Genomic DNA, 18,494 nt, shown 5'->3' with positions numbered 1-18,494 from the left:
TGCTCTCGGCAGTGGTGGATGCGCGGCCCTTTAGCCGCGGTGTCACGATAATGCCACCGTCGCGATCGCCACCGCTCGCCTCCCCCGCGCCGGGACATGGCCGGGCGCGGGGGATAGGGCGCGGATCACGCGGCCTTGGCTGCCTGGCGGAAACGATGGAGCAGCGGCTCGGTGTACCCCGACGGCTGCTCCACCCCTTCAAAGATCAGCGCGCGGGCAGCGCGGAAGGCATGACCGTCCCAGTCGAGCGGGCGGTACAGCGGGTCGCCGGCATTCTGCGCGTCGACCTTCTCCGCCATCCGATCGAGCGCCTCGTCCACCTCGCCTTCGGTGCACACGCCGTGGAGCAGCCAGTTGGCAAGATGCTGCGAAGAAATGCGCAGTGTCGCGCGATCCTCCATCAGCCCCACGTCATGGATGTCGGGTACCTTGGAACAGCCGACGCCCTGGTCGATCCAGCGCACGACATAGCCAAGGATCCCCTGGCAGTTATTGTCCAGTTCCTCGCGGATCTCCTCCGGCGTCCAGTTGCGACCCGGCGCCGCGAACGGCACGGTCAGCAGCTTCGCCAGCGGCGGCGGCGCCTCGCCCGCGATCTCCTTCTGCCGCGCGAACACGTCGACCTGATGGTAATGCAGCGCGTGGAGCGTCGCCGCGGTGGGCGACGGCACCCAGGCGGTGTTGGCGCCGCTCTTCGGGTGTGCGATCTTCTGCTCCAGCATGTCGGCCATCATGTCCGGCGCGGCCCACATGCCCTTGCCGATCTGCGCCTTGCCGGAAAGGCCACAGGCAAGGCCGATGCGCACGTTGCGATCCTCATAGGCCTTGATCCACTCCGCGCCCTTCATCTCCGCCTTGCGGATAACCGCGCCGCCGCGCATCGCGGTGTGGATCTCGTCGCCGGTGCGATCGAGGAAGCCGGTATTGATGAAGGCGATCCGGTCGCGCACCGCATGGATGCAGGCGGCAAGATTGGCCGAGGTGCGGCGCTCCTCGTCCATCACGCCGACCTTGATCGTGTGGCGGTCGAGGCCGAGCAGATCCTCCACCGCATCGAACAGCCGGTTGGTGAACGCCGCTTCGTCCGGCCCATGCATCTTGGGCTTCACGATATAGATCGATCCGGTGCGGCTGTTCTGCAGCGTGCCGAGCCGCTTCAGATCATGCAGCCCGATCAGCGAGGTGACGATCGCGTCGAGGATCCCCTCCGGCGCGTCGCTGCCATCTTCGAGGCGCAGCGCGGGCGTCGTCATCAGATGGCCGACGTTGCGCACGAACAGCAGCGAACGGCCCGGCAGCGTGAAGCTGGAGCCGCTCGGCGATTGATAGGTCCGATCGCCGGCCAGCTTGCGGGTCAGCGTCGCGCCGTTCTTCTCGAACGTCTCGACAAGATCGCCGCGCATCAGGCCCAGCCAGTTGCGGTACGCCGCGACCTTGTCCTCCGCGTCGACCGCGGCCACCGAATCCTCCAGGTCGACGATCGTCGTCAGCGCCGATTCGAGGATCACGTCGGCGATGCCGAACGGATCGGTCTTGCCGATCGGGGACTCGCGATCGACCACGATCTCGATGTGCAGCCCGTTATGGACGAACATCACGCCCTTATCGAAGCGCGCGAAGCGATGCGGGCAGTCACCGCCCGTCAGCGCCGCTTCCCAGCCCGGCAGCGTTTCATCGAGGAACGCCCGCGCCCGCGCGATCACCTGCGCGCCGCGATCGGCATCATAGCCGCCCGGCTTCGCCTTCCCCGGCAGCGCATCGGTGCCGTAGAATGCGTCGTAAAGGCTGCCCCAGCGCGCATTGGCGGCGTTCAGCACGAAGCGCGCGTTGAGGCTCGGCACCACCAGCTGCGGCCCGGCCATGGTGGCGATTTCGGGATCGACGTTCTCGGTGCCGATGGTGAACGGCGCCGGCTCTGGCACGAGATAGCCGATCTGCGTCAGGAACGCCTCGTCGACCGGTTCTCCGGCCATATAGCGCGCGTCCATCGCCGCCTGCAGCTCCTCGCGCCGGGCAAGCAGCGCCTTGTTCTCCGGCGTGAAAAGATCGAATATCGCCGCCGCCCCCTGCCAGAAGGCGTTAGCCGAGATGCCGGTGCCGGCAAGCGCCTCCTCCTCGACAAAGGCGGCGAGGCGATCATCGACCGAAAGGCCGGCGCGGGTCTGCATGGGGATTCCTCCTGACGTTACCAACAGCGCCTGGGGAGGGCACCGCCGCGATTAGTCGATGCCGCGGTGGGAGTGCAACGCCCAATTCCGCCCCGAGGTCCGCCCGGGGAGGATTGATCGGGCCGGATCAGGAGGCGCGTTTCCACACCATCAGTTCGCCCTCGGCAACCACTTGGCCGGCCGTTCCGACCGGTTCGGAACTGCCATCGCTGAGGAAAGCGATCGTCGCCGCGTCGCTCGCCGGCACCTGCGCCAGCGTGCGCTTCCCATCCGGCAGCTTCGCCACGACCACCCCGGCCTTTGCCGAACCGTCACGGTTGTAGAACACGGTGTAGGTCTCGACCTCAGCCGGTCCGCTATAGTCCTTCACCAGTTCCGGCACCGCGCCGCGTGCAGCATCCGCCTCCGCCTGCAGGTCGAACGCATGCGCCTCCCCCGCGCCCGGCAGCGGCTTTGTGCCGAGCACGATCGCGTGATTGTGCGTGGCAAAGCCGCCATTGGCGAACAGCAGCCCCTTCTCGCCCTCGCCGGCGCGCAGGGCGTCGACCATCTCGGCCACGGCATGCGCCATGTAATTGCCGATCGGCCCGCCGCCGAAGGTGAGGCCACCGAACACCGTCGCGGGCTTCTCCACCGGCCAGCCGATCACCCGCCGCGCCATCTTGGGCACGCAGGGGAAGCAGGAATAAAGCTCGACCAGGTCGAGATCGTCCGCCGTCACCTCGTTGAACTCGAGCGTGCGGCGGAGGCACACTTCCATGCTGGGCGACGTGTCGTAGCGGTCACGAGCGAGAAAATCGTCCGCCTCATGCGCGCTGGCGCCGCGCCCGACATAGATGATCCGCTCCTCCGGCACGCCGCGCCGTCGTGCTTCGGCAAGGCTGGTGACGATGAAGCCGGCGCCCTGATTGACGCTCGAATTGGCCACCATCAGCTTGGTGTAGGGGAAGGCGATCGGGCGATTGTCCGCGGTCGGCTCGACGATCTCCTGCGGTGACTTGGGCGCATGGATCCACGCCGCCGGCGTCTGCGCCGCGATCTCGGAAAAGCGTGACCAGATCTCGCCTGACTCACGCTGCCCTTCGTCCAGCGTCTGGCCATAAGCCGCACGCCCGGCATTCTCGTAGAGCGGATAGACGTCGACCGGCGTCGCCAGGCCATAGATCTGGCGATAGCCGGGCTTCGCGCCCTTGCTGAGGGTGCGCAGCGGGTTCTGGTCCGCCACGCTCGTCTTCGCCGCGATCGCCGCACGCTGGCTGGCGGTGCGCAGCGCCTCGCCGCCAGTCACCGCCGCGATTTTGATCTCGCCGCGCGCGATCCGGTTCGCCGCCTCGTTCAGCAGCAGGATCGGGCTGTCACCATTGGGACCGACCGATTCATAGACGATCGCCGCCGTCGATCCGATCCCGTCTGCCACCTTCTGCGCCAGCGGATTGTCCTTGCGGAAGCTGATCTGCTGCACGACCGCGACGGAATCGACATCCGCCAGCCAGCCGCCGCCCGCGTCCTTGTCGGCCTCCTCCAGCGCGGCGATCATCAGGCCCAGCGCATCCTTGCCCGCCATCGGATCGGCCGGGCGGTCATTGACCTGCCCGACCCCGACGATGACGGCGACCTTCTCCGGATCAGCCGCCATGTTCAGCGCGCCTTCCACACCGGGGCGCGCTTCTCGGCAAATGCCTTCGGCCCTTCGCGCGAGTCCTCGCTGGTGAAGACGATCTTGGTTTCCTCGCGGTTCTGCGCCCAGGCCGCTTCCTCGCGCTCGACCCGGCCGTTCGAAATGCCCTGCGCCATCCGCTTCGACGCCTGCACCGACAGCGGCGCGTTGACCGCAATCCGCTCGGCCAGCGCGAAGGCGGTGTCGAGCAGCTGCTCACGCGGGGCGACGGCGTTGATCAGCCCCAGTTCCAGCGCGCGATTGGCGTCGATCGGGTCGCCGGTCAGGATCATTTCCATCGCGATCTTCTTGGGCAATTGCTCCGGAAGCCGGAACACGCCGCCAGCGGCCGCAAACAGGCCGCGCTTGGGCTCGGGCAGGCCGAACTTCGCCTCATCCACTGCGACGGCAAGGTCGCAGGCCAGCGTGATTTCCAGCCCGCCGCCCAGCGCCATGCCGTTCACCGCCGCGATCACCGGCTTGGAAATGGCGTGGCTGACGATGCCGGCAAAGCCCCAGGCCGCCTTGGTCTTGTCGTCCGGCGCCAGGCTCTCGCCGCGTGACAACGCGACGAGATCGGCGCCCGCACAGAACGACTTGTCGCCAGCGCCCGTCACGATGACGACGCGGATCTCGGGATCCTTGTCCGCCGCCTCCAGCGCATCGCCCACGCCCTCATGGACGAAGCGGTTGACCGCGTTGCGCGCTTCCGGGCGGTTGATCGTGATGAGCATCACATTGCCGCGCGTTTCGACGGTGACGGCTTCATTGCCAAGGTCGGCCATATTGATCCCTTTCATGCTGCTTGTTCGATGATCTTCCGGGCCAGCAGCGAAGCGACGCTATCGTCGCTCCACCCCAGCCAATCCTTGATGACGGTGGCGCTGTGTTCGCCGATGCGGGGCGCAGGCCGCTGGTCGGGCGGCGGTACGCGGTCGAAGCGGGTGAGCGCGCCCTCTACGATGAACGGGTCGGGCAGCAGCGGGTGATGCGCGGTGCGAAACGTGCCGAGTGCGCGAAACACGGGAAGGTCGGGAAGGTCCACCACGCGGACCATCATGCCCGCCGCCAGCCCCACCGACTGAAGCTGCGCCATCACGTCGTGAGCCGGCTGGGTGCGCGACCATTGTTCGGGCTCGTCGCCGGCGATCGCGTGCAGGGCCCGGCGATCCGTCGCGTCGCGCAGCGTCACGGCGCACCATTCGTCCTCGCCAGCGCACGGAAGAAGACGATCCTCCGCCGGATCGCCGCTGACCGTCAGCCCCTGCGCGCGGGCGGCGGCCGCGGCGATCTCCACTGCCTTGTGCCCCAGCATCACTTCCGCCTGGCTGACGCTCGCCGTCCCGCCGGTGCCGGTGCGCATCCGCCGGATCAGCAGCGCCAGCGCGCCGATCGCGCTGATGCGGCCAGCGACGTGATCGGGATAGACGGTGACTGTGTCGGAGAAGCTGTCGGGCTCGCCCGGATAGGTCCATTGCGTGCTGAGCCCGGCGGAGGCGCGCACCAGCGGGCCATAGCCCAGCCGGCGCGACCAGGGCCCGGTCGGCCCGAAGGCGGAACTGTCGACGCTGACCAGCCGCGGATTGGCCTCGACCAAGGTCGCGGCATCCAGCCCCAGCGCATCGAGCGTGCCGGGCTTGAAGTTCGACAGCAGCACATCGGCCTGCCGCACCAGATCGAGGAACAGCGCACGCCCCTCCGGCGCCTTGAGATCGATCGACAGCCCGCGTTTGTTGCGGTGGCCGGCCGCAAAGGTGAGGCTCACCGGATCGTCGTCGCGCGACTGGCGCTGCCCGTCGGGGAAAGCGGCATTTTCCACCTTCACCACGTCGGCGCCAAAGTCGGCGAGCAGCCGCCCGGCCTCTCCCCCGACGACGATGATCCCCATGTCGAGCACTCGCAGGCCGGCGAGCGGGTAATCGGCCGCTGGCGGAGGATCGAAGCGCGGCCGTGCCGTCGCGAACGCCGTATTCTCGCCCGCCAGAGGGTCGCGAGCGGCAGGCGACACCCCGGCGCGCTCGCCGTCGATCTCGATCGTGCCGTTGGGGAAGGGCAAGGTGATGCCGGGCGCTATTTCCACCGGCACGAAGGCCTCGCGCGCCGTCATCTGCGCCGTCGCGATCGCTTCCTCGACGGTGAGCAGTCCGGCGGCCGGGATTCCGCGTCCCGCCGCCTCTTCCTCGATCTCGGCGCGGGTCTTGTCGGCAAAGAAGCGCGTGATCGCCGGCAGCAAGGTGGTGGAGCGGAAGCGGGTCATCAGCTTCTCCCACTCCGGCCCGGCAAACTCGTCCGGCTCCCCCAGCCACACGAACATGCTGCGCCACTGGCGGGGCGCGAGGACGCACAGCCGCACGAAGCCATCAGCGCAGGGCAGGATCGGATAGCGATAGCGTTCGTCGGTTCGCCCGCGCGGCTGCTTCCAGCTTGGCACCCCCGATTGCGCGCTGCCGTTCAGGCCGAAGCCGGGATCAAGCGCCTGCATCGCCGCCTCGAGCAGCGTCATGTCGAGGTGATCGCCCTCGACCGTGCGCAAGCGGCGGATCAGCGCGCCGAGCGTCGCGACCACCATTTGCGTCGCAGCCGTTTCCAGCGTCAGCCGGCCCGGCGGCAGCAGCGGCGGCCGGTCCGGCAGGCCCGAGCGCGACAGGCTGCCGGTCAGCGCGTGCAGCACCGCGTCGCTCGCACGCCAGTCCTTCCACGGGCCGAGGGTGCCGAAATCGCTCAGCGTGACATGAATGATCTGCGGCGCCGCATGGCGTATCGCCGCGTGATCGAGCCCGGGGAGCTGCGCCTCGAGCAGGATGTCCGCTCCCGCCGCCAGCGCCAGGAAGCGATCCTGATCGCGCGGCAGGTCGATCGTGACGGCGCGCTTTCCAAGGTTCGCCGCAACAAAGTCGAGGCTGATGTCGCCGGCCATCGCACCGTTCCGCCGATCCGTGCCCCCGCCGCGGGGCTCGATGCGGATGACCTCGGCGCCCAGTTCCGCCAACAGCCGCCCCGCCGATCCGAGCACGCCGGGAACGGCATCCAATACGCGTATCCCGGTGAGCGGCAGGTCGGTCATAGCGGCCAGGCGAGTTCCCGCCGGGCGGCGCTTTCGCGGTAGAAATCGAGCAGCGGCCGCTCGTCGCCGCGCGTCCGCGCGACCTCGTCATGATGCGCGATCAGCGCCTCGGCCAGCGTCGCCCAGGCGCCGTCCAGCGCGTCCAGCGTCTCGCCCTCATTGGTGACCGGAGCATCGTCGCCGAGCAGCCGGCGCACGTCGGCAATATCGGCGCGGCGCCAGGCGGCGGCCTTTTCCGCCTCCTGCGCGCCGAGCAGCGCGAGCAGCGCCGCCACCGTCAGCGTCGATCCGGCAAAGGCATCGCTCGCACCCACCTTCTCCCCCGCCCCGGCGGCGGCGATGCCAGCACCGATCAGCACCTGCGCCAGATCGCTGGTGGGGAGGGCCGGCACCGGATCGAACACCGATCCGCCAAGCTGCGCGGCGATGATCGCCTCCTGCCGCCGCGCGGTGTACCACCCCGACACCGCCAGCACCGGATCCTGCCGCCCGCCGTCGACGAACTCGCGAAAGGCGGAGATCCAGATCGCCATTCCCTTCACCGACGCGAACAGCGACCACCAGCGCATCGCCGCGGGATCGACCGTCAGCCCGCTGGCGCGCTCCCAGATCGCGATCGCATCGGGCCGCGGCAGCATGCCGCTGGCCGCGCCGGGGATGAAATGATCCCAGATCGGGTCCAGCGCCCAGCCCAGATCCTCCAGCGGATCGCCGAGATGCGCCATTTCCCAGTCAAACATCGCGCGCATTCCGCCCGCGCCGTCGTGCATGACGTTGCCGGAGCGGTAATCGCCATGAACGATCGCAACACGCTGCGCCGGCGGCGGCGGATTGGCGCGCAGCCAGCGGATCGCGGCGCGCGCGATCGGCTGCGGCTGCAGCGCGTCCTCCTCGATCACCCCTTCCCAATAATCGAGCGCGATCCGCCAGCATTGGTCGGGCTCGGGCATCGGTACATGGTCGGCGAGCGGCGTGCCGGCCGGATCATGCGCCGCCAGCCGGCCCAGCGCACCAAAGAACGCCTCGCCCAGCGCCGCGCCATGCACGCCGAACGGATCGCGCGCGAAGCTGCTCGCGACTTCGCCGCCCTCGATCCGCTCCATGATGAAGAACGGCCGGCCAAGCTCGGCGCCATCGGGCTCCAGCGCCACCGCACGCGGCACGGGAACGACCCCTGCCGCACTTTGATAGGCGCGAAACTCGGTCGCGCTTTCGGTGTCGATCAGGCCCTTCGCCGGCTCGCGCCGCAGGATCAGCCGATGGATGTCCGCGCCGGCATGGGCATCGAAGCGATAAGTCTCGCGGCTCGCGCCGCCAGGGATCCGGGCGAGATCCGCCACCCGCACCGGCTGTTCCCAGACGCGCGAGAGATAGGCCTCGATCTCGGTTGCGGTCAGCGTGGTCATGCCGGGTCGAGCACACCCTTGAAGCCCGACGGCGCGTGCGGCCCCATCACCAATTGCTCAAGCACCCCCTTGCCGCGTCGCACCTTGCCGTCAGGTCCCGTCATGGTGACGGTGGCCAACGCCTGGATGTGCAGATGGTGCGGCTGCATCGGGTCCATCTCGGCGGGCACGAAATCCTCGCGCTCCACCGTGAGCCCGTCGCCCTGGTGCCGCCCATGGCTCCACTTGGGGTGGGTATAGCCAAGGCCAAGCATCATGAATTGCTGGCCAAGATCGAACTCGACCTTCGTTTCCTGACCCTCTTCGTCCTTCAGCGTGACGCTGGCCGCCTGGGCGTGGCGCGATCCCTGCTTCCACTGCACCTGATAGTCGGACTCGAAATGCGTTTCGTCCTCGATCCCGCCACCCAGCGGCTTCCACGCGGCGCGGCGATTCCAGAAGCGGCCATGCTCGTCGTCGTTGGTGTGGAAATAGAAGTCGCCGTCCTCCATCGCGGTCGGGCTCCACAGCCAGAAGAATTGCGGCGCAATCGGCGGACTGGCGGGCTGCGCATCGGGCGCACCGATCGGGCGCACACCCCAGGAGCGGTCGCGCGTGCCCAGCCAGCCGTTCACCTCGGTCCGCTCGCCATCGACCTCGATCCAGCCCTGATAGCTGCCGTTCTGCGTCATCCGCGTCACGTCCATCAGCACGCGCGGGCCGTTGCGGCGGGTAAAGCGCGGCTCCTCCAGCGGGAAGGCGCGGCCGGTGAAGGTCAGCTCGGCGCGGATCTTGTGCTCGGGCGAATTGACCGTGAGCTTCACCGACTTGAGCGGCTCAAGCACCTCGACCGCGATCCCGCCGACCTGCGTGTCCATACGCTCCATGTTGAGGCCGCGGCTGGCGTGCAGATTCACCTGCTTGCCGTCCTTCAGCCAGCAGAAGCTCGCATCGATGATGTTGATATGCGGATAGACGCCCATCGCGGCGGCGAAGAAGCCGTCCTCGTCGGCACCGGGGGCATAGCCGTTGAAGAAGAAGCGATCGTAGAAATTCCGATCCGTCCCCGCATAAGCGACCGGCTCGGCCGTCTGGTGGATCGGATATTCGTCGCCCTTGGTCAGCACCATGCCCGCTCTCTCCATCACATCCTTGGCCGATCTGTCGTCGGCTCAAGGGCGGAGGTGGACCAGCGGCGGCGGCCCTGTCAACGCCAAGATAACAGAAGTTACGTTACGATGACCGCGTGGTGCGGGCGCGTGCGTCAAACGCGCCGACACTGGCCGCGCGCCCCGGCGACACGGCCGGGCAAAGCCGCCCGCCCGTGCGCCTCCTGTCCGACTCAGCCGCGCGCGAGCGGCGCGAAGCGGGCGACCTGCTTGCCCACCATGCGCAATTGCTCGACCACCGCCGGGTCGTTCGCCCCGCCCTCGGCATCGAACTTGGTGATCGCGCTGTTGATCGCGGCGGCGAAAGGCGTCGGCCAGCCGCGCAGCGCATGGACGATCGATCGCAGCGCGGCGATCGTCGATCCCGTCGCCTGCCAGCCATAAGCAGTCGCGATCAGCCCCACCGGCATGTCGGCAAGATAGGTCCGCTCGGCATCGCGCGCGGTTTCCTCCAGCAGGTCGAGCGCGTTCTTCACCACGCCCGAAATGCTGCCGTGATAGCCGGGCGAGGCGATGATCAGCGCCGACGCGCCGCGCACCGCGTCGACGAATTCCTGCTCCTCGGCGGTGCGGCCGGGCGCCTTGGGGTCATAGAGCGGGAATTTCGCCATGTCGGCACCACCGAACAGGCGCGTGCGGAAACCCTGCTCGCCCGCCGCGTCCAGCGCGATCCGAAGCGCGCGTTCGGTGGAGGATATGCCACCAATGGTGCCGCCAATGCCCACGACCAACGGTCTGTCGTCCAATTGAAATGCTTTCTCTTCGCCGCTCATGCGCCTATCCCTCGCACGGTGCGCACCCTTGCGGCAACTGTCATACTGAAGTAATACGCCCGATGGCTGACCGCCGAGATGATTCCATGCGCCCGAGCTCCATGCGCCCTGACCCCTTCGATCCCAGCCAGCACGACGGTGGCCGCATCCGCTATCACCATGCCCCCGGCGAGGCGCGTGATCCCATGCCCGATTTCGCGGCGTGGCGCGATGGCGACCTGCCGGGCGAGGACGGAGCGGCGACACGCCGCGCAACGCGCTTCCGCCTGCCACGGGTGTCGATGCGCTGGATCATGCGCGGGCTCGGGGCAGCCGTCATCCTGCTGGTGCTGGCGATCATCTGGCTGGCGATCACCGCGCCGCTGTCGCAATCGCTGAAGCCGCCGACGCCGCCGTCGATCACGCTCACGGCGTCCGACGGCACGCCGATCGCACGGCGGGGCGCAATCATCGCCCAGCCGGTCGATGCCGCCAAGCTGCCCGCGCATGTCCGCGAAGCGTTCATGGCGATCGAGGACCGCCGCTTCTATTCGCACTGGGGCATCGATCCGCGCGGCATCGCGCGTGCCGCCTGGGCGAATTTCGGCTCCGGCGGGGTGCGTCAGGGTGGCAGCACGATCACGCAGCAGCTGGCCAAGAACGCCTTTCTCGATTCCGATCGTACCGCCGCGCGCAAGATCCGCGAGGTCTTCATCGCCTTCTGGCTGGAGGCGTGGCTAAGCAAGGACGAGATCCTCTCCCGCTATCTGTCGAACGTCTATTTCGGCGACAACGTCTATGGCCTGCGCGCCGCGTCGAACCATTATTTCGGGCGGGAGCCGGAGAAGATGAACATCGGCCAGGCGGCGATGCTGGCCGGCCTCGTCAAGGCGCCGTCACGGCTCGCCCCGACCAGCAACCTGAAGGGCGCGCGCGATCGGCAGAAGGTGGTCGTCGCGGCGATGGTCGACGCCGGTTTCCTGACCAAGAGCGAGGCCGCCGACGTGCAGCCGCAGCGCGTCAAGGCGCGCCGCGCACAGCAATTGCCCACCGGCACCTATTTCGCCGACTGGGTACTGCCCGATGCGCGCGACCAGGCCGGCGAGGTGCAGACCGAGGCCACCGTGCGCACCACGCTGGACCGCGATCTGCAGCGCAACGCCGAACGCGTCATCCGCCAGGCCGGATTGCGCCAGGCACAGGCCGCGCTGGTGGCGATGAAGCGCAATGGCGAGGTCGTCGCGATGGTCGGCGGGCGCGATTACAAGAAAAGCCCGTTCAACCGCGCCACCCAGGCGCGGCGCCAGCCGGGATCGACGTTCAAGCTGTTCGTCTATCTCGCCGCGCTGCGCGCCGGCATGTCGCCCGACACGATCGTGGACGATTCGCCGGTCGAGATTGCCGGGTGGAAGCCAAAGAACGACGACGGCCGCTATCTCGGCGACATCACGCTTCGGCGCGCCTTCCAGCGATCCTCCAACGTCGTCGCGGCGCGACTGACGCAGGAGGTCGGCGTGCGCAACGTGATCCGCGCCGCGCGCGACCTCGGCATCACGACGCCGATCGCCAATGAAGCGACGATTGGGCTCGGCACGTCCGAAGTATCGCTGCTGGAACTGACCGCGGCCTTCGCCGGCGTGTCAGAGGGGCGCTATCCGGTGCAGCCGCATGGCCTGCGCAACGTTGCGGACAAGAGCTGGTATCGGGCGCTGACCGATGGCCAACGCACGATGCCGCGCCGCATCCATGACGACATGCTGACCCTCCTTGCCGCCTCGGTGCGCGGTACGGGCCGCGCGGCGGCGCTGTCGGTCGATGCTTATGGCAAGACGGGCACGTCGCAATCGGGCCGCGACGCGTGGTTCATCGGCTTTGCGGGCGATCTGGTCGTGGGCGTGTGGGTCGGCAATGACGACAATACCCCCAACCCCGGCCTTCACGGCGGCGGCATCCCGGCGCAGATCTGGCGCAACTTCATGGTCAGCGCACTCGATCTTGCGCCGGTCGTGAAGGCGCCGGTGGTCGAGGATGTCGATCCCGATGCCGGGCTGACCAGCACGTTCGAAAATGAGATCGCGCCGATCGCCGGCCAGATCGAGGGGCTGGGGATGGATCTTCAGATCGGCCCCGACGGGTCGGTCAGCATCGCCCGGCCCGAACTGCCGCCCCCGCCCCGCCGACGCGAGGAACGGGAGCCGGTGTTCGAGGACGATCCAGGCGGCTTCTACTAGGCGAGCCGCCCGCCGCTCGGATCAGGCGGCGGGCGCAGCGTTTACTCGGCCGCTTCCATCACCGGGCTGTCCTCCAGCGGGTGCGACAGCCGGTCCAGCATCTCGCGCGGAACCACCTGCCAGAACCGGCCGACGCTGCGCTCCCAATCCTCCAGGATACCGCGCGACCATTTGGAATCGGTCGCCTTGGCGTGACGCGCGATTAGGTCGTGCAGCACGTGCGCCCAATGCGTCGAGGCGAGCCGCTGCCAGGTGATGCTTTCCGGATTGGCGCGCCGGGCGAAGCTGTCGTCATGATCGTAGACGAATGCCATGCCGCCGGTCATCCCAGCGCCGAAGTTCTGGCCCACGGCACCCAGCACGACGGCGGTGCCGCCGGTCATATATTCGCAGCCGTTCGCGCCGCAGCCCTCGACCACCACCGTCGCGCCCGAGTTGCGGACCGCGAACCGCTCGCCCGCCTGTCCGGCCGCGAACAACGCGCCGGAGGTCGCACCATAGAGGACGGTGTTGCCGACGATCGTATTTTCCTGGCTGCGCAGCGGTGACGACACTGCCGGGCGCACCACGATGATGCCGCCGGACAGGCCCTTGCCGACATAATCATTGGCGTCGCCGAACACCTCCAGCGTGATGCCCTTGCACAGGAAGGCGCCCAGGCTCTGCCCGGCCGAGCCGCGCAGGCGGATCGTCACGTGATGGTCGTTGAGCGCGCTCATCCCGAAGGTGCGCGTGATCTCGCTCGACAGCCGCGTGCCGACCGCGCGGTGCGTGTTGCGCACCGAATAGGTCAGCTGCATCTTCTCGCGGCGCGAGAAGACGGCGGCGGCATCCTTGATGATCTGCGCGTCCAGGCTGTCAGGCACCTCGTTGCGGAAGGTGCTGAGCGAGAAGCGCCGCTCCGCATCCGTGGCATCCACCTTGGCGAGGATCGGGTTGAGATCGAGGTCGTCGAGATGCTCCGCACCGCGGCTCACCTGCCGCAGCAGCTCGGTACGCCCGATCACTTCGTCGAGGCTGCGCACGCCCAGCCGCGCCAGGATGTCGCGCACTTCCTCGGCAATGAAGGTCATCAGGTTGATGACCTTTTCCGGCGTCCCGACGAACTTCTCGCGCAGCCGCGGATCCTGCGTGCACACGCCGACCGGGCAGGTGTTCGAATGGCACTGGCGCACCATGATGCAGCCCATCGCGACGAGGCTGAGCGTGCCGATGCCGAACTCCTCCGCCCCCAGGATTGCGGCGATCACGATGTCGCGCCCGACGCGAAGGCCGCCGTCGGTGCGCAGCTTGATCCGGCCGCGCAGGCCGTTCAGCGTCAGCACCTGGTTGACCTCGGAAAGGCCCATTTCCCACGGCGTGCCGGCATATTTGATGCTGGTCTGCGGGGAAGCACCCGTGCCGCCGACATGGCCGGACACCAGGATCACGTCGGCATGCGCCTTCGCGACGCCCGCCGCCACCGTGCCGATGCCCGCCGAGGAGACGAGCTTCACGCATACCCGCGCGCGCGGGTTGATCTGCTTCAGATCGTAGATCAGCTGCGCCAGATCCTCGATCGAATAGATGTCGTGGTGCGGCGGCGGCGAAATCAGCGTCACGCCCGGCGTCGCATGGCGCAGCTTGGCGATGAATTCGGTCACCTTGAAACCGGGCAGCTGCCCGCCCTCGCCGGGCTTGGCACCCTGCGCGACCTTGATCTCGATCTCGTCGCAGGCGTTGAGATATTCGGCCGTCACGCCGAAGCGCCCCGACGCGATCTGCTTGATCACCGAATTGGCGTTGTCGCCATTCTCGTACGGCTGATACCGGCTCTTGTCCTCGCCGCCCTCGCCCGACACCGCCTTGGCGCCGATGCGGTTCATCGCAATCGCCAGCGTCTCATGCGCCTCCGGCGACAGCGCGCCCAGGCTCATGCCCGGCGTGATGAAGCGCTTGCGGATCTCGGTGATCGGCTCGACCTGGTCGACCGGCACGCCTTCGGCCGGGAAGTTGAACTGCAACAGGTCGCGCAGATACACCGGCGGCTGGTCCGCCACCCCGCGCGAAAATTGCAGATAGGTCGAATAGCTGTCGGTGCTGACGGAGGTTTGCAGCAGGTGCATCAGCTGCGCCGAATAGGCATGCGCCTCCCCGGTATGCCGCTGGCGATAGAAGCCGCCGATCGGCAGATTCACCACCGCGTCGTCATAAGCGGCATCGTGCCGCCCCTTCGCGTTGACGTGGAGCGAGGCATAGCCCTCGCCCGAGATCTTCGCGGGCATCCCCGGGAAGAAATCGTTCACCAGCGCGCGGGACAGGCCCACCGCCTCGAAATTATAGCCGCCACGATAGCTGGAGATCACCGCGATCCCCATCTTCGACATGATCTTCAGCAGCCCTTCCTCGATCGCCTTGCGATGCCGCTTCAGGCACTCCTCCAAGCTGAGGTCACCGAACAGCCCGCGTGACTGACGATCGGCGATTGCGGCTTCCGCCAGATAGGCGTTCACCGTGGTCGCGCCCACGCCCACCAGCACCGCATAATAATGGGTGTCGAGGCATTCGGAGGTGCGCACGTTGATTGAGGCGTAGGAGCGCAGGCCCCGCCGCACGAGATGCGTGTGCACGGCCGCGGCCGCCAGCACGCCGGGGATCGCGATCCGCGCCGGCCCGACATGTTCGTCGGTGATGAAGATCTCGCTCTTGCCCTGGCGCACCGCCTGTTCCGCCTCGTTGCGGATGCGCTGGATCGCGGCGCGCAGCTTTTCCGGCCCGCCGTCCGCCTCGAACGTGGCATCGATCTCCGCCGCGGCGTTGTTGAAATAGGTCTTCAGCCGTGCCCAGTCCGTCGACGTCAGCACCGGCGAATCGAGCACCAGCACGCGCTCGCGCCGATCCTCGGTGTCGAGGATGTTGGCGAGATTGCCGAACCGCGTCTTGAGGCTCATCACATGGCGTTCGCGCAGCGAATCGATCGGCGGGTTCGTCACCTGGCTGAAATTCTGCCGGAAGAACTGACTGATCAGCCGGGGCTTGTCGGAAATGACGGCGAGCGGCGTATCATCGCCCATCGATCCGATCGCTTCCTTTGCCGTTTCCACCATCGGCGCCAGGATCAGCTCCATGTCCTCCAGCGTCTGGCCCGCCGCGACCTGGCGCCGTGCGAGTTCCGCACGGTCATAGCGCGGTACGCCTGCGGCGGGCGGCGGCGGCAGATCCTCGATCGTCGCGAAATTGCCGATCATCCCGGCATAATCGGCCTCGCCGGCGATCCGGTCCTTGACCTCGCGATCATGGTACAGCCGCCCCTCAGCCAGATCGACCGCGATCATCTGCCCCGGCCCCAGCCGGCCCTTGGCAACGATCGTCGATTCGGGGACCACCACCATGCCGCTTTCGGAGCCGACGATCAGCAGGCCGTCGGCGGTCTGGGTGTAGCGCAGCGGGCGAAGTGCGTTGCGGTCCATCCCCGCCACCGCCCAGCGGCCATCGGTCATCGCCAGCGCGGCCGGGCCGTCCCACGGCTCCATCACCGAGGCGAGATATTGATACATCGCGGCATGCGCGGGCGGCATGTCACCGCTGACGTCGCCCTGCCATGCCTCGGGCACCAGCATCAGCTTCGCGGTCGGCGCATCGCGGCCCGAACGACAGATCGCCTCGAAGGTCGCGTCGAGCGCCGCCGTGTCGGATGCGCCCGCCGGGATCACCGGCTTGATGTCCTCCGAATGCTCGCCGAACGCGATCGACGCCATGCGGATCTCGTGGCTCAGCATCCAGTTCTTGTTGCCGCGGATCGTGTTGATCTCGCCGTTATGCGCCAGGCACCGGAACGGCTGGGCGAGCCACCATTGCGGGAAGGTGTTGGTGGAATAACGCTGGTGGAAGATCGCGACCCGGCTTTCGAAGCGCTTGTCGGTCAGGTCCGGGTAGAACACCGACAGGCTCTCGGCCAGGAACAGCCCCTTGTAGATGATCGACCGGCAGCTCAGCGAACAGATGTAAAATCCCTGGATCTGCGCCGCGATCACCCGCTTCTCGATGCGGCGGCGGACCAGATACAGGTTCTTCTCGAACTCGGCCTCGTCGACCGCCTCGGGCAGCGGGCCGGCGATCATGATCTGCTCGATCTCCGGCCGCGTGGCCTGCGCCTTCAGGCCGATGACGCTGACGTCGACCGGCACCTGGCGCCAGCCATAGATGGTGTAGCCCGCCTCGATAATCGCGCTCTCGACGATGGTGCGGCACGTCTCCTGCGCGGCGAGATCGGTGCGCGGCAGGAACACCATACCGACGGCGAGCCGATTGGGCAGCACCTTGTGCCCGCCCATCGCGATCGCATCGTCGAAGAACCGCACGGGCAGGTCGACATGCAGGCCGGCGCCGTCGCCGGTCTTGCCATCGGCGTCGACCGCACCGCGATGCCATACCGCCTTCAGCGCATCGATCGCGGACTGGACGACGCGGCGCGACGGCTTGCCATCAGTCGCCGCGACCAGGCCAACGCCACAGGCGTCGCCTTCGAACTCGGGACGATACATGCCATGGGTGGCGAGATATTCGCGCTGATCCATCACGCGGCCTCCTTCGCGGTCGATGCCGCGGCCTTGCTCTTCAGATATTGGTGCATCGATGCGGCCACGTCGCGCCCATCACGGATCGCCCACACCACCAGGCTGGCGCCGCGCACGATGTCGCCCGCCGCGAACACCCCGTCGAGGCTGGTCATCAACGTCCTCGAATCGACCAGCACCGTGCCCCAGCGGGTGACGCCCAGCTCAGGCGCATCCCACAGATGCGGCAGTTCCTCGGCATCGAAGCCCAGTGCCTTGATCACCATGTCCGCCGGCATGTCGATCGGCCCGCCCGGGTCCACCTCCGGCGCGCGGCGGCCACTTGCATCGGGCGCGCCCAGCCGCATGCGATTGGCGCGCACCGCCGTGACCTTCTCGTCTCCCACAAAGGAATGCGGCGCGGACAGCCAGACGAATTCGGCGCCTTCCTCTTCCGCATTGGCCACTTCGCGCTGCGATCCCGGCATGTTGGCGCGGTCGCGGCGATAGAGGCATTTCACGCTCTTCGCGCCCTGGCGAATAGCGGTGCGCACGCAATCCATCGCGGTATCGCCGCCACCGATCACGACCACATTCTTGCCCGCGGCATCCAGCCCGCCATTGTCGAAGGCGGGCACCGAATCGCCGAAGCTCTTGCGGTTGGAAGCGGTGAGATAGTCGAGCGCGGCGATCACGCCGGCGGCATCGTTGCCCGGCACGTCAATCGCCCGCGCCTTATAGACACCGGTCGCGATCAGCAGCGCATCATGCCGCGCGCGCAGGTCCGCAAGCGAGGCATCATCGCCGACTGTAAAGCCCTCGTGAAAGACGATCCCGCCCGCCTTCAGCCGGTCGACCCGGCGCATCACCACCGGCTTCTCCAGCTTGAAGCCCGGGATCCCATAGGTCAGCAGCCCGCCGGCGCGATCGTGCCGGTCATAGACATGCACCTCATAACCATTGGCGCGCAGATATTCCGCTGCGGTCAGCCCGGCCGGACCGGCCCCGATCACGCCGACCGACTGGCCGCGCGCGGGGCCCGGCACCAGCGGCTCGACCCAACCTTCTTCCCAGGCGGTGTCGGTGATGAACTTCTCGACCGAGCCGATCGTCACCGCGCCATGGCCGGAGAATTCGATGACGCAATTGCCTTCGCACAGGCGGTCCTGCGGACAGATCCGTCCACAAATTTCCGGCATGGTGGAGGTCGCGTTGGAGAGCTCATAGGCTTCGCGCAGCCGCCCTTCGGCGGTCAGCCGCAACCAGTCGGGGATGTGATTGTGAAGCGGGCAATGCACCGTGCAGTAAGGCACGCCGCATTGCGAACACCGCCCCGCCTGCTCCTCGGCGCGCGGCACCGCATAGCGATCCGCAATCTCGCGAAAGTCCTCCGCGCGCGCGTCGGGCGCCCGCTTGTCCGGGTAGGATTGCGGGGTGACGACGAAACGAAGCATGGAATCAGCAGCCATAAGCCCTCCGCCGACGTGGTTCTCACATCGGCCGGATGCCATCAAGTCAGCATTGCTGTCCTAT

The 18,494-nt window shown here is 67.7% G+C and carries 10 protein-coding genes; 1 reads left to right on the top strand and 9 read right to left on the bottom strand.

The window, feature by feature from the left end:
- Window positions 1–125: 125 nt before the first annotated feature.
- From ACH0BU_RS07925 to ACH0BU_RS07895, 7 genes are all read right to left on the bottom strand, one after another.
- Entirely contained in the window at window positions 126–2,168 is a 2,043-nt protein-coding gene (locus ACH0BU_RS07925; protein ID WP_500263917.1) for a malate synthase G, read from the bottom strand.
- A 127-nt stretch (window positions 2,169–2,295) separates the two neighbouring features.
- On the bottom strand, window positions 2,296–3,804 hold the full coding sequence (locus tag ACH0BU_RS07920; protein ID WP_136450983.1) for an acetyl-CoA acetyltransferase: 1,509 nt from the start codon (window positions 3,802–3,804) through the stop codon (window positions 2,296–2,298).
- Window positions 3,805–3,806: 2 nt separating this feature from the next.
- A complete protein-coding gene (locus ACH0BU_RS07915) occupies window positions 3,807–4,610 on the bottom strand; it encodes a crotonase/enoyl-CoA hydratase family protein (RefSeq protein ID WP_046408016.1) in 804 nt (267 codons plus the stop codon).
- An 11-nt stretch (window positions 4,611–4,621) separates the two neighbouring features.
- Window positions 4,622–6,889, bottom strand: coding sequence for a CaiB/BaiF CoA-transferase family protein (locus ACH0BU_RS07910; RefSeq protein WP_500263916.1), 2,268 nt, complete (start codon window positions 6,887–6,889; stop codon window positions 4,622–4,624).
- Complete coding sequence (locus ACH0BU_RS07905) at window positions 6,886–8,295, bottom strand: phosphotransferase family protein (protein WP_500263915.1); 1,410 nt, start codon at window positions 8,293–8,295, stop codon at window positions 6,886–6,888. The genes ACH0BU_RS07910 and ACH0BU_RS07905 overlap by 4 nt, the downstream gene beginning before the upstream one ends.
- A complete protein-coding gene (locus tag ACH0BU_RS07900; protein ID WP_500263914.1) occupies window positions 8,292–9,419 on the bottom strand; it encodes an Rv3169 family protein in 1,128 nt (375 codons plus the stop codon). Before ACH0BU_RS07900 ends, ACH0BU_RS07905 begins: the two co-directional genes overlap by 4 nt.
- 197 nt (window positions 9,420–9,616) lie before the next feature.
- Window positions 9,617–10,216: an NADPH-dependent FMN reductase gene (locus ACH0BU_RS07895; protein WP_046407933.1), complete on the bottom strand. Its 600-nt coding sequence runs from the start codon at window positions 10,214–10,216 to the stop codon at window positions 9,617–9,619.
- Window positions 10,217–10,317: 101 nt separating this feature from the next.
- Between ACH0BU_RS07895 and ACH0BU_RS07890 the strand changes: the two genes are divergently transcribed.
- Window positions 10,318–12,426 carry a transglycosylase domain-containing protein gene (locus ACH0BU_RS07890; RefSeq protein WP_500263932.1) on the top strand — a complete coding sequence of 703 codons (2,109 nt, stop codon included), beginning with the start codon at window positions 10,318–10,320 and terminating at the stop codon, window positions 12,424–12,426.
- A gap of 41 nt (window positions 12,427–12,467) precedes the next feature.
- Here ACH0BU_RS07890 and gltB read toward each other — a convergent pair whose 3' ends face one another.
- Both gltB and ACH0BU_RS07880 read right to left on the bottom strand, forming a co-directional pair.
- Window positions 12,468–16,982 (bottom strand): glutamate synthase large subunit, encoded by a 4,515-nt coding sequence (gene gltB / locus ACH0BU_RS07885; RefSeq protein WP_500263913.1) that lies wholly within the window; start codon window positions 16,980–16,982, stop codon window positions 12,468–12,470.
- On the bottom strand, window positions 16,982–18,430 hold the full coding sequence (locus tag ACH0BU_RS07880) for an NAD(P)-dependent oxidoreductase (RefSeq protein ID WP_125945399.1): 1,449 nt from the start codon (window positions 18,428–18,430) through the stop codon (window positions 16,982–16,984). Before ACH0BU_RS07880 ends, gltB begins: the two co-directional genes overlap by 1 nt.
- Window positions 18,431–18,494 lie beyond the last annotated feature (64 nt).

Source organism: Sphingomonas olei, assembly GCF_045369765.1.
Taxonomy (GTDB): Bacteria; Pseudomonadota; Alphaproteobacteria; order Sphingomonadales; family Sphingomonadaceae; genus Sphingomonas; species Sphingomonas panaciterrae.
The sequence above is the reverse complement of the archived record's forward strand: the minus strand, read 5'-3'. Positions and strand labels throughout refer to the sequence as shown.

Coding starts and splice junctions, on each gene's coding strand:
- ACH0BU_RS07905 (WP_500263915.1), bottom strand. CDS start 8,295: ATGACCACGCTGACCGCAACCGAGATCGAGGCCTATCTCTCGCGCGTC.
- ACH0BU_RS07880 (WP_125945399.1), bottom strand. CDS start 18,430: ATGGCTGCTGATTCCATGCTTCGTTTCGTCGTCACCCCGCAATCCTAC.
- ACH0BU_RS07900 (WP_500263914.1), bottom strand. CDS start 9,419: ATGGAGAGAGCGGGCATGGTGCTGACCAAGGGCGACGAATATCCGATC.
- ACH0BU_RS07920 (WP_136450983.1), bottom strand. CDS start 3,804: ATGGCGGCTGATCCGGAGAAGGTCGCCGTCATCGTCGGGGTCGGGCAG.
- ACH0BU_RS07925 (WP_500263917.1), bottom strand. CDS start 2,168: ATGCAGACCCGCGCCGGCCTTTCGGTCGATGATCGCCTCGCCGCCTTT.
- gltB (WP_500263913.1), bottom strand. CDS start 16,982: ATGGATCAGCGCGAATATCTCGCCACCCATGGCATGTATCGTCCCGAG.
- ACH0BU_RS07915 (WP_046408016.1), bottom strand. CDS start 4,610: ATGGCCGACCTTGGCAATGAAGCCGTCACCGTCGAAACGCGCGGCAAT.
- ACH0BU_RS07895 (WP_046407933.1), bottom strand. CDS start 10,216: ATGAGCGGCGAAGAGAAAGCATTTCAATTGGACGACAGACCGTTGGTC.
- ACH0BU_RS07890 (WP_500263932.1), top strand. CDS start 10,318: ATGCGCCCTGACCCCTTCGATCCCAGCCAGCACGACGGTGGCCGCATC.
- ACH0BU_RS07910 (WP_500263916.1), bottom strand. CDS start 6,889: ATGACCGACCTGCCGCTCACCGGGATACGCGTATTGGATGCCGTTCCC.